At 60.9% G+C, this 12,539-nt stretch carries 10 protein-coding genes; 7 read left to right on the top strand and 3 right to left on the bottom strand.

The window, feature by feature from the left end:
* Positions 1-397: 397 nt before the first annotated feature.
* Complete coding sequence (locus R4P70_RS32180) at positions 398-1,165, bottom strand: DeoR/GlpR family DNA-binding transcription regulator (RefSeq protein WP_047890222.1); 768 nt, start codon at positions 1,163-1,165, stop codon at positions 398-400.
* Between the two features lie 25 nt (positions 1,166-1,190).
* Positions 1,191-3,431: a 4-hydroxythreonine-4-phosphate dehydrogenase PdxA gene (gene pdxA / locus R4P70_RS32175; protein ID WP_031332311.1), complete on the bottom strand. Its 2,241-nt coding sequence runs from the start codon at positions 3,429-3,431 to the stop codon at positions 1,191-1,193.
* Positions 3,432-3,643: 212 nt separating this feature from the next.
* Here pdxA and R4P70_RS32170 point away from each other — a divergent pair, with 212 nt between their 5' ends.
* From R4P70_RS32170 to R4P70_RS32140, 7 genes are read left to right on the top strand one after another with little or no spacing between them, the layout of a single operon-like run.
* Entirely contained in the window at positions 3,644-5,221 is a 1,578-nt protein-coding gene (locus tag R4P70_RS32170; RefSeq protein WP_007732494.1) for an ABC transporter substrate-binding protein, read from the top strand.
* 4 nt (positions 5,222-5,225) lie between these two features.
* Positions 5,226-6,230, top strand: a complete 1,005-nt coding sequence (locus tag R4P70_RS32165; protein WP_007732496.1) for an ABC transporter permease — start codon at positions 5,226-5,228, stop codon at positions 6,228-6,230.
* Positions 6,230-7,177, top strand: coding sequence for an ABC transporter permease (locus tag R4P70_RS32160; RefSeq protein ID WP_019746660.1), 948 nt, complete (start codon positions 6,230-6,232; stop codon positions 7,175-7,177). Before R4P70_RS32165 ends, R4P70_RS32160 begins: the two co-directional genes overlap by 1 nt.
* 3 nt (positions 7,178-7,180) lie before the next feature.
* Positions 7,181-8,014, top strand: coding sequence for an ABC transporter ATP-binding protein (locus R4P70_RS32155; RefSeq protein WP_053062092.1), 834 nt, complete (start codon positions 7,181-7,183; stop codon positions 8,012-8,014).
* Entirely contained in the window at positions 8,011-8,877 is an 867-nt protein-coding gene (locus R4P70_RS32150; protein ID WP_069147440.1) for an ATP-binding cassette domain-containing protein, read from the top strand. Before R4P70_RS32155 ends, R4P70_RS32150 begins: the two co-directional genes overlap by 4 nt.
* A complete protein-coding gene (locus R4P70_RS32145; RefSeq protein ID WP_080911158.1) occupies positions 8,877-9,836 on the top strand; it encodes an aldo/keto reductase in 960 nt (319 codons plus the stop codon). The genes R4P70_RS32150 and R4P70_RS32145 overlap by 1 nt, the downstream gene beginning before the upstream one ends.
* Before the next feature lie 34 nt (positions 9,837-9,870).
* Complete coding sequence (locus R4P70_RS32140) at positions 9,871-10,632, top strand: HpcH/HpaI aldolase family protein (protein ID WP_317833742.1); 762 nt, start codon at positions 9,871-9,873, stop codon at positions 10,630-10,632.
* Positions 10,633-10,695: 63 nt separating this feature from the next.
* Here R4P70_RS32140 and R4P70_RS32135 read toward each other — a convergent pair whose 3' ends face one another.
* Positions 10,696-12,120 carry an aldehyde dehydrogenase family protein gene (locus tag R4P70_RS32135; protein ID WP_007732506.1) on the bottom strand — a complete coding sequence of 475 codons (1,425 nt, stop codon included), beginning with the start codon at positions 12,118-12,120 and terminating at the stop codon, positions 10,696-10,698.
* Positions 12,121-12,539: the final 419 nt, after the last annotated feature.

Raw genomic sequence — 12,539 nt, 5'->3', positions numbered from 1 at the left:
GTTCTCAAAGAACACGCACACACCATCACCACGACCCTATGGCCGCCGCTCCGGGGCAACTTTTCCAGCCTATCCCATCATGATCATCGGCGCAAACCGCTGAACATTCGGGGAAGAACTGGAGGTGAAGCACAACCATACATGATGGAAACTACTTCGAAATTTGGTCAGGCACTTCGTACAACCTCGTGTCACTCGCCGTGAAGGCGGGAGTCGGTGTCCGTGTCGCTCTGACTTGGAATAAGTTACGCGTCCGCCGAAGTCTTTGCCAAATCCACAGGTCAGAGACTCGGAGGTATCCATTTCCCCAGCAAGATTGCCCGTTTCAGTCGATTTTCACCAATTCGGACATCATGTGACGCCGGACACCGTGGCCGGATCGGCACGCAGCGGGAACTCACACCACTTGGACTCGGATACCTGCATCCTCGAACAACGCGACTTGCTTTGCGTCTACTGCAGCATCGGTAACCAGCACGGCCCCCGGCGGTATCGGCGCCCACGCATGGAAAGGACGTTCACCAAGCTTGGCGGAGTGGGCGAGGATGTAGACCTCGCCGGCACGTTCGATCATCATTTCCTTGAGCCGGGTCTGATCGAGCTCAGCTTCACAAATACCCAGGTCAGCGGTAACTGCATCGGCACCGAGGAATGCCTTGTCAAACGACACCCGCTGCAGCGACGCTTCCGCCAGTGGCCCGACGAATCCTTGACTGAGCTGCCTCAGCGTCCCGCCGAGACATTCGACTCGAACACCATCAGCGTCGGCTAACGCCTCGAGCGCCGTCAGCCCTGCAGCGATCACCGTCAAATTCGTCACGTGACGTAAGAACTCTCCCATTGCTCCGACGGTGGTACCTGCATCAAGGAGCACGGTTTCTCCGGGCCGGACCTGCTCAGCAGCCCATTCGGCGATGCCCCGTTTGGCGTCGAATCCCTCCATTGCGCGTTGACGCAAGGAGGATTCCGGATGAGGGTTGAGAGCAATCGCCCCGCCGTACGTTCGAGCAATTACTCCCTGGGCAGTCAACTGACTCAGGTCGCGACGGATCGTAGATGCAGTCACCCCGAATTGGGCAGACAGATCCTCGACACTGGCCAGACCGCTGGTGCGAGCGAGCCTCGCAATCTCCGATCGCCTCGCCTCCGACTCCCGGATGACCATCGCTCCCCCCTACAAACCCTGATGCTTACTTGGAAACGAATGTGCTGGTTGCCAATTCGGCCGCCTGCCGCAGCGCTTCGACCATACTACCGGCCTCGGCGATGCCCTTACCTGCAATATCGAAAGCGGTTCCGTGATCGACGGAGGTACGGATGACAGGTAACCCGACGGTGATGTTGACGCCGGCCTCGATCCCGAGAACCTTGACCGGGCCGTGCCCCTGATCGTGGTACATCGCAACGATCAAGTCGTAGTCCCCACGTCCAGCGAGGAAGAATGCCGTGTCCGCCGGCAGTGGGCCGTGGACGTCGATTCCTTCTGCCTTCAAGAGTTCAACGGCGGGAATGATCTTCTGCTCTTCCTCTCCGTACCCGAAAAGCCCGTTCTCCCCCGCATGCGGGTTGATCCCGCACACGCCGATTTTCGGAGATGGATTGCCCGTGCGCACCAAAGCTTCGTGACCTCGACGAATGGTCCTCTCGACCAGGCCGGGCTCGATCCTGGCAACTGCATCGAGCAGTCCGATGTGAGTGGTCACGTGAATCACCTTGAGCTTGGGGGTCGACAACATCATCGACACCTCCTCGGTACCGGTCAGGTGCGCAAGCAATTCCGTGTGTCCGGGATAGATGTGTCCTGCCGCATGCAGCGCTTCCTTGTTCAGCGGCGCCGTGCAGATCGACTGGACTTCACCGCGTACGGCGAGTTCGCTTGCGACGCGGATATATTGATAGGCCGCATCCCCCGCGACTGCCGACAGTTCACCCCAGGCGAGATCCTCGGGTAGCAAGTCCAGGTCGATGACGTTGATCCGTCCATCGTTGAATTCAGCATCCTTGATCTCCTCGATCGCGACCACGTCGACGTCGATTCCGAGCACCGTGGCAGCCAATCGCAAACGCTTCGCGTCGCCGACAACAACAGGGCGGCAACGCTTTCTCGTTTCGGCGTCGAGGAGTGCGGGGACGATCACTTCCGGTCCGACGCCGGCGCCGTCGCCCATCGTGACAGCAATCAGCGGCAGTGGAGTGGATTCGATTGACATGGGATTGACCTCGTTGTCTGAAGGTGGACTGTCCGGAGCGTCGACCGGGATGGGGCGCGCGAGAAACTTCGTTATAGAGAAAAGACTGTGTGCATTCCCGAAACTGCCTGGCCGCGTGACGATGTACCGTCCGGTGTGGTCGACGGAAAGTACGGCGCCGTGTTCAATTTCGTAAATCGGTGACAAAGTGTCGATCCGCAGGCGGTCGAGAACGCTGCGCGCGGTTTCGCCACCGGTAAGAACCAAGTCGATCGGGTACTCGCCGTGGGAGAATCCTGCATCGACGGCAGCGATCAGATCGGCGAGAGCCGAAACGAGATGGACGGATTCTGCAGGCACGACAGGTCCACTTACCGAAACCACGACGTTTCCGCGATCCAGTGCGTTCAGAATCGGAAGCGGATCGACCGAATGCGCCAGGAGTTCAGCACTGTTCACTTCGATATGGTGCGCACCTGAATCCCGAAGCAATTCCACTTGGTCCCCGGCAGACGCATCCGCCGTCCCCACAACCACCAAAGTAGATCGAGAATCACGAAGAGATGGACGCACGACGGGTGACTGCACGGTTCGTCGTCGTGCCACTGCCGTCGCGAGCGCCGAGGTTCCTACCAATCGAGAACCCCGAACCTCCTGTGCTGCAGCCACAATCAGTTCCAGATCACTGTCGGTCTCGACGTCGCAGATCGCCACCGACCCGGCTTCTGAGATCGACGCAAGAACCTGACTCAACCGCCCGGAGCGAATGTCGTCCAGCGATACGCCAGAAGTAATTGCCGACGAGCCGAGCGCCTCCGCAATCGACCGAGGAGCCGGCTTCGACTCCGCGCGCCACAGGTCGGTGGCGTGCAACGCAACCCCATCGACCAACACCACCCCGCCTTGCACCGTGCGCCCTTGCCTGGGCAGTCCGGCGGCGACGATGACCGGGGATCCGTCGCGGGAGAGTTCTCCAACCTCCGCCGCTATGTTGCCCCTGAGCAGGGAATCGATCTTCTTGACGATCTCGGAGCCGTCAGACGATTGCAGAACTGATCTCACGTCACGAGAGGCTCTGGCGGGGTCGGATCGCCGTGAGTGCAGATCGAAAACCGTCACTCCTGATCCGTCGGGCGCACCTGGGCCGAGTCGAAGCGATATGCCCGAACTGCGGAGCAGAAATCCTGCGGCCGACTCCGCGGCTCCGGAAAGATCATCAGCGATGATTACCAGTGGTTTCATCGAATTCCTCGACCCCCTTTCGGTCTGAATCGAGTATGCACAGCATCGCAACCGATGCGCGAAGTACGCAATCGAAGTTACGGGACTTGCGCGAAGTGCGCAACAGTGCCATTGTGAGCTGAGTTACAAGCGAGAGCCCGACGCGATTGTTCACCAACAGTCCGCTCGGAGCGTCGCCCCCACGCTGCCCCGTCAGGATCGAAAGGTCACCGATGACCAATACTCGTTTGCGAACACCACAGCTCTCCCGGCGATCCTTTCTGCAGTTCACCGGGCTGATCGGTGGCGCAACGCTTCTGGGCACGACTGCCGCGTGCGCCGGCCCTACCGGGAAGCCGACCCAGGACACCCTGGTGCTCGGGCTCAACCGTTCGCTCGTCAGCCTCGACAACAAACTCAATCAATTCGACGCAGCAGTCACGGCTCAACGTGGCGTCAGACAAGGTCTCACCCGGATCGGCGACAATCTGACACCGCAACTCGTTCTCGCTGACAGGTTCGAATCGACCGGCCCGACCGAGTGGACGGTTCGACTCCGCGAGGGCATCCGTTACTCCGACGGCACACCTGTGCTGATCGACGACGTCACGACGGCAATGCAGATGTACCAGCAGGTCAGCGGATCGTTTGTCGCACCGCAGTTCCCCGAGTGGCCGACGGTCGTGCCCATCGACGATCGCACCTTCATCCTTCGGACGAATTCCCCGGTGCCGGTTCTGGACTCGCTCATGTCCAACATCTTGATCACCCCGGCCGCTGCCAACGAACCCAACGAACTGCAGAGCGGAATCGGGTCTGGACCGTTCGTCGTCAGCGAATCGAACCGGGGCACCGGCGATTACACACTTGTCGCCAATGACAACTACTGGGGCCCGGCCCCTGGCGTTCGTCGTGTTCAGGTCCGCTTCATTCCCGAAGAGGCCGGCCGCGTCGTCGCACTTCGGAGCGGCGAGGTCGACGTCATCGACTCGATCAGTCCCGATTCCGCCGAACAACTCGCCGACCTGCCTGGTGTCCAGGTGGACACAGTGCCGAGCACACGCATCAACCAACTGTTCTTCAACTTCCGCAAGCCCGCCGATCACCCACTGTCCAATCCGCGTGTCCGAGAAGCTCTCACGTATGCCATCGACGGTGAGTCACTCGCTCGGGACGTGCTGATCGGATCCGCAGTCCCGGCCACCGGCCCCGCACCGTCGACCTTGGACGGAGCCGTGAAAACCGGTACTTACCAATATGATCCACGGAAAGCGCGGCAGATGCTCGAGGCCGAAGGCGCCGACGACCTCGAACTCACCTTCATCTGGGAAACCGGAGAGTTCACCAACGACGTCTCGGTGATGGAATCGGTACTCGAAATGATGAAGGCCGTGGGAGTACGCGTCAAACTCCAGCAGTTCGAACCGGGCGGTGACATCTCGTCCTGGCGCCAGGGCAAGACCGGCGACTGGGATGTGCTGGGCAACGGCTACGGCAACCAGACCGGACTTGCACTGACCACGTTGCAGGGGATGTACGCCGGCACAGCGGAGAAGGAAGCAACTCGCGACACCTATCACGGGTACGTCTTCCCCGAAATCACCGCGAAGATCCAAGCCGCATCCAGTGAACCAGACCCGACCAAGCGCGCCGCTCTACTCGACGCCGCACAACAAGACATCTGGAACACCTGGCCTTGCCTGTGGAGCTTCGTACCCAACGCACTCCTTGCGAAACGCACTCGTGTACAAAATGTTTCACTGACCCCGATCAACTCCTACGACCTCGGCGCCGTCCGATTGGAGGCCTGAGGCGATGACTCTCACCGCTCCGAAACCGCAAACCGCTCTCGGAATCTCTCCGCGTCGGCGCACAAGGATCAACCCGACCGTCAAATACGTGCTCAAACGCTTGGCACAGAGCGCCTTGACGATCTTCCTCACGCTCACAACAGTGTTCGTCCTCATCCGAATGGCTCCCGGCGATCCTGCCTACGCCTTGGCCGGACCGCTGGCCAGCACGGAGGATCTAGCACAAATCCGTGCTGACATGGGCTTGGACAAGTCGGTGTTCTCTCAATACCTGATCTACCTGTGGGACCTCGTCCATCTGAATCTCGGCACCTCGTACTCGTTCCAGGCGCCGGCCATGGACGTTGTCCTCGGCCGTCTCCCGTACACCATCACCCTGGCCGTCAGCTCCATTCTGCTGACCGCCGTGCTCTCGATTCCGCTGGGCGTGTGGATGGCCCGTCACGCGGACACCCGACGTGAACTCGGTGCGAACGTCGTGGCCGTCGGCGGGCAGTCCATGCCGGAGTTCTGGAGCGGCCTGATGCTGGTGACGATCTTCGCGGTCTTGATCCCAGTACTCCCGGCAGCCGGTTTCACCACATGGCCGTCGTTGATCCTGCCTACCGTCACCATCGCCATCCTTCAGATCGCGTTGATCTCCCGGATGGTTCGACGCGAAATGGTCTCGGCCTTCGCTTCTCCGTACATCACGGTCGCACGTTCTCGCGGAGTATCCGAACGCGAACTCACCTGGCGATATGCGATGCGTAATTCTGCGATTCCGATCGTCACCGCGCTGGGCACCAGATTTGCCGGAATGCTGAACGGCGTCGTGGTGGTCGAAGTCGTGTTCGCCTGGCCTGGTGTCGGCTCGCTGGTGGTCCGCGCACTCGAGACTCGCGACTACCCGCTCATCCAGGCCACCGTGCTTGTCACTGCGGTTCTCGCCGTGCTCGTGCAACTGGCAGTGGACCTCCTCTACCCCCTCCTGGATCCACGCGTGCGACTCGGAAAGGGCGCCAACTGATGACTACCGTCTTGGAACCTCCAACAACTCCACGCGCCAGCGCGGTCACCGAGGCAGACTTCGCACGCGCCGGAGCCACGCGCCGTAAGCGAGACAGCCGAGTCAAGATCTGGGCCGGCTCGATCTGCGCGCTCCTGGTGATTCTTCCTGTTGCATTGGCGGGACTACTCCCCCTTGCAGATCCGAACCAGACCAACCTGAGCAGTCGACGGCTACCGCCCCTCACCGACGGCCATCTGTTCGGCACCGATCAGTTGGGACGAGATCTCCTCTCACGGATCCTGCACGGCGGCCAGGTGTCTCTGACGATCGGTATTCTCGCCGTGATCGTCTCCGGGGTCATCGGCATAGTCGCCGGATCCGCCGCGGGGTACTTCGGTGGCTGGGTCGACACCGTGATCTCCCGCCTACTCGAAGCACAGCTTTCTCTGCCTCTGCTGATGATGCTGCTTCTCGTCGTTGCGCTGTTCGGTCCGTCCATTCCCGTCATCACGTTTGTCATCGCGATCGCGCAGTGGCCCGAGGTCGCACGGTTGACTCGCTCATTGGTACTCGTCGAACGCGAAAAGCCTTACGTAGCTGCAGCTCGAGTCCTCGGACTTACTCGCATGGCAATTCTGCTTCGTCACGTCATTCCGAACATCGTCAAGCAGGCCTCGCTCGTCGTCCTGCTGCTGCTCGCGCAGGCCGTACTGCTGGAAAGTTCGTTGAGTTACCTCGGCGCCGGACCGCAACGTCCGTTCGCAACGTGGGGACGAATCATCGCCGACGGCCAGGACTACATCACCACGTCATGGTGGATCGTCACGTTGACAGGTCTGATGATCGTGCTGCTGGTCGTCGGAGTGAACCTACTCGGCGACGGCCTGCGCGATCGTCCTGCAGGTTCGAAACGACTGGGCGCAAGCCTGTTCGGGCGTGGCAACGCCCAGAAAGCAAAGGCGTGAGACATGGGCAATCTACTACGGGTCGACGACCTCCAGATCGAACTTGTCACGGCGAATGGCGTCATCCGAGCCGTCGACGGGGTGTCCTTCTGCATCGACGCCGGTGAAACCGTCACCATCATCGGTGAATCCGGCTCCGGAAAGTCGACCACGGCCATGGGAATCCTCGGGCTGCTTCCGGACGATCTTGCCGTTCTTTCCGGGAAAGCCGTGTTCAAAGGCCAGGACATTCTCGGAAACACGAAGATCTTGAACGATATTCGTGGAAAACACATCGCCCTCATCCCCCAGGACCCGATGACGGCTCTGAGTCCCGTCCACACCATCGGCAGCCAACTTCGAGAAGCAGTGCGCCACAGCGGTGTGACCGCGAAGAAGCAACAAATCGAGCGGGCAGTGCAACTGCTCGAGCAGGTACGCATTCCGTATCCGGATCAGCAACTCGACAAGTACCCGCATCAACTGTCGGGTGGAATGCTGCAGCGGGTCCTCATCGCCGGAGCTCTTGCTGCCGGCCCCGAACTGATCGTGGCCGACGAACCCACCAGCGCATTGGACGTCACCGTTCAGGCCGGGATTCTGGATCTATTGCTCGAATTGCAGGAGCGCACCGGGATCGGAATGCTCGTCATCACCCACGACCTCGGAGTCGCCCGACTCGTATCCGATCGCATCTACGTGATGAAGGACGGACGTTTTGTCGAGACCGGTAACGCCGACGTTCTCGTCGACTCACCGCAAAGCGCCTACACACAAAAGCTTCTCGACGCCATACCGCACCTGGGGCCTTGGGATGGCGACCCCGCCCGTTCAACACAGATCGGAGCCTCGGCATGAACCCCCACGAAACGCCACTTCTCGCCGTCGAAGATCTCGTTGTCGAGTATCCGGTTCCCGACGGAGTTTTCCGAGCCGTGGATGCTGTGAGCTTCTCGGTGGAAAAGGGCAAGACCCTGGCCATCGTCGGCGAATCCGGATGTGGCAAGTCGACAATCGCTCGATCGATCGTCCGACTCCTCACACCGACCAGTGGACGCATTCTCGTCGACGGCAATGACATCGCGCAGATGTCGGAGAAGTCACTGCGCCCCTTCCGCTCTCGCGTTCAAATGGTGTTCCAAGATCCGTACGGATCGCTGGACCCCCATCTGACTGCCGAGGACATCATCGGAGAACCACTGCGCCTCAAAGGTGTTCGGAGCAAGTCTGAACGCGCCAAGGCAGCAGCAGAACTCGTCGATCGCGTTGGCCTGCCCAGCTCGGCACTACACCGGCGTCCGGCGGAGTTCTCCGGTGGCCAACGTCAGCGCATCGGAATTGCCCGTGCACTTGCCAGCGGACCCGAGATCCTGGTCTGCGACGAAGCAACCAGCGCTCTCGACGTTTCGGTGCAGGCGCAGGTACTCGCGCTCCTACGTGAAATTCAGGCCGATACCGGTCTGACGTACGTTTTCATCTCACACAACTTGGGCGTCGTCCGAGAAATCAGCGAGACCGTAGTCGTGATGTCGAAAGGAACCATCGTCGAATCCGGTTCCACAGACACAGTTCTCGCCAGTCCGCGCGAGCCGTACACCCGCGCACTACGAGGCGCTGCTCTCGATCCCACCACCATGGTCGGCATCAAACCACGCCACGTGGTGGCAGCCCTGTCCAAGAACTTGCTAGCCAAGCAGACCGAATCACGAGGAGTTGCCTGATGACCGCCCCACTCGAGCTTCCGAAACTGGTGCTCGGCACTATGACCTTCGGAGATACGGTCGACATATCGGGTGCCGGATCGATGCTCGACGCAGCACTGGACGCCGGTATCTCACACATCGACACGGCGAACGGCTATGCGGGCGGCGAGTCCGAGCGCATGCTGGCAAAACTGCTCCACGGCCGACGCGATTCCGTCACTCTGGCCACCAAAGCAGGAATGCCACACCCAGATGCCGGTGACAACAGCCCACTCTCGGCAAAGGGACTCCGAGCAAGCATCGAAGGAAGTCTGCGCAGACTCGACTCGGACTACGTCGACCTGTTCTATCTCCATCAGCCGGACCGAACCGTCACGCTGACCGAAACTCTTACCACCGTCGCGGAACTTGTCGGTGAGGGCAAGATCCGCACACTCGGCGTATCCAACTTTGCCGCGTGGCAAATCAGTGAAATCAACTACACCGCAGACACAGTCGGTGCTCCGCGACCGATCGTCGCACAACAGCTCTACAACTTGCTCGCGCGTCGCATCGAAGAAGAATACGCAGAATTCGCGGACGTGACCGGACTGACCACCATGGTCTACAACCCACTCGGTGGGGGCCTGCTCACCGGGCGCCACACCTTCGAGGAAAACCCCGCCGACGGCCGATTCGGCGACTCCCGTCTTGCGTCGATGTACAAGGAGCGATACTGGAACACACAGATCTTCGACGCCATTGCACAACTGACGGCGATCGCAGAGCAGTCGGGCATCTCCCTGACCGAGCTTGCGTTGCGCTGGCTGGTCAGCAAGCCCGTCGCCGGATCGCTGCTCCTCGGAGGATCCAAGGTAACGCACCTCGAATCCAATATCGCGGCCATCGGGCGAGGTCCACTCGGCGCCTCGACCGTCGAAGAGTGTGATCTCGTCGGTGCCGCCCTACGAGGCCCCATGCCCAACTACAACCGCTGAAACACCCGACCTTCATCAGGAAGAGTTCTTCACTATGTCAGCACAGGAATTCGCCGCACGTATCCGAGGACGCGAACGCATTCTCGGATATTGGTCCGTCATCGACAGTCCGGTCTCGACCGAATGGATTGCGCACGTCGGCTGGGACTACATTGCCCTCGACATGCAGCACGGCCTGATCGGCTATTCGGGGATGGTCGCCGGGCTCACCGCCATCGACTCGTCACCGTCCACTGTCGGGATGGTGCGCGTCGAGGCAAACAATCCGACGCCCATCGGCCGTGCACTCGACGCGGGCGCTGTGGGCGTCATCGTTCCGCTGATCAACAACGCCGAAGAGGCAGCGGCCGCCGTGGCAGCCGCCAAGTATCCGCCTTTCGGCATCCGCTCCTACGGACCCATGCGCTCACAACTCCGTATCGGCCCAGTTCCCGCCGACGCGAACCGCGACACCGTTGCATTTGCGATGATCGAGACCCCACAGGGTCTGGCGAACGTCGAAGAGATCTGCGCAGTCCCCGGTTTGGACGGCGTGTACGTCGGGCCGTCCGACCTACGAATCGCCGTCGGCGGTAAGCACTCCAACGATCCGGACGTCGCCGAGGAATTCGAAGCAGCGCTCACCCGGGTGCGCGAAGCTGCCGCCGTCAGCGGAGTCGCTGCGGGAATCCACACACCTTCCGGTCAGGTTGCGGCACAACGGCTCGGGGAGGGCTACACGTTCGCGACCGTGGCCTCGGACCTGACACATCTGGCGAACATCTCGGCTCAGCATTTGGATGCCGCCAAGTCCTGATCCGGGTACAAAAATGGCGATGCTCCCGCACTTGGTACGGGAGCATCGCCATTCTCGAACAAACTATCGCTGAATCGCCTTGATCTCGAGGAACTCTTCGAGCCCGAACGTGCCGGCCTCGCGCCCGACGCCCGACTGCTTGTACCCACCGAACGGAGCATTCGTGTTGAAGGCGCCGCCGTTCACCTCGACCTGCCCGGCCCGCAGTTGCCGGGCGACGCGATCCGCGCGATCGGGGTCACCTGACCAAACGCCACCGGCCAGTCCGTACTCGGTGCCGTTGGCGATCCGCACTGCGTCGGCCTCGTCTTTGTAACCCATGATCGAGAGGACCGGTCCGAAGATCTCCTCGCGCGCAATGGTCATGTCTTCGGTCACGTTCGCGAACACCGTCGGCCCGACGAAATATCCACTGGCCAGACCGGTTTCGCGACCGTCGACAACCGCGGTGGCACCTTCCGACACACCCTTCTCGATGTATCCGCGAACGCGTCCCAGCTGATTCGCGTTCACCAGAGGACCAAGCACCGAAGTCGGCTGAGTCGGATCACCTACCGGGAAATGAGCGGCGACCGCAGCAGCAATTGCCGCTGCCTCATCCACCTTCTCTGCGGGAACCAACATACGCGTCAGCGCCGAACAGGTCTGGCCCGAATTGATGAAGCACTTTGCGACGCCATCCGTGACAGCCTTTTCGAGATCGGCGTCGTCGAGAATGACGTTCGCCGACTTGCCGCCCAGCTCGAGCGAGACCTTCTTGATGGTGTCCGCGGCAACGATGGCCACTCGCTTGCCTGCCCGAGTCGATCCGGTGAAGGAGACCATGTCGACCTCAGGGTGGCCGGCGATGGCTTCACCCACTACCGGGCCGTAGCCACTCACCAGGTTGAATACACCTGCAGGCAAACCAATTTCGTCGAAGATGTCAGCGAGAGCGTACGTGATGAGTGGCGCAACCTCGGTCGGCTTGAGAACCACGGTGCAGCCCGCGGCGAGCGCACCGCCGACCTTCAAGACAACTTGGTGGAGCGGGAAGTTCCAGGGAGTGATGGCGCCGACAACACCCGCAGGTTCGCGAACAATCAGCGAATTCCCGACCTCGTGAGCGTCGAAATCATAAGTGCGAGCCAATTCCGCAAATGCATTCAAATTCGCGAGCGGCATTCCGATTTGCACGGGCTTCGCGAATCCGATCGGCATTCCCATATCCTGCGAAACAAGCGCCGCAAGATCATCGGTGCGTTCGGCAATTATCGCCGCGGCCTTGGAAAGATATTCGGCGCGCTCACCGCCGGATAGTGCAGACCAGGCAGGGAACGCCTTTCGTGCTGCCTTCGCGGCCGCGTCGACATCTTCGACAGTGCCTTCGGCGACAGTTCCTATCAGCTCTTCGGTAGCCGGATTGAGAACGTCGATCCGACCGCTGCCAGTGGATTCGATCCAGGCGCCATCAACATAGATTTTGGTGCGGTCGAGAATATCGGTCATCGAAGCCTCCGTAGTCATCACGCGTGCACAGGTGAGGTGGGCCCGATCACACGGGGCACCTCTTCCGAGCCTAGCCACGCTCGACGGGTTCCGTGGCGGGTTGGTATCGCGATTGGCGTTCGACTCACGAGACCTGTGGTGAGCGCAGGCTTTTCGCGGATCGTGTGAACGTATCGTTCCCCTCGTCTAGGAGGGTGAGAGTGTCGTTCACTCGGTCCCGGACGGGGTGGTGTGCCGGCCGTGCGCCCGCCCCTTGATGGTGTGAACGGGACGTTGGGTCGATCTGAGGCGACGAACGTACCGTTCACTCGATCCGGGGGGTGCCGGCGACGGGATGTTTCAGGGGTGTTTTGGGTACGAGAAAGCCCCCCAACCATCACTGGTTGGGGGGCTTCTCTACATTGTGTTCGGCGGTGTCC

Origin of the sequence: Rhodococcus sp. IEGM 1241 (genome assembly GCF_033142365.1) — a bacterium.
GTDB classification, from domain to species: Bacteria; Actinomycetota; Actinomycetes; order Mycobacteriales; family Mycobacteriaceae; genus Rhodococcus_F; species Rhodococcus_F erythropolis.
This window is presented reverse-complemented; position numbering and strand designations above follow the sequence as displayed.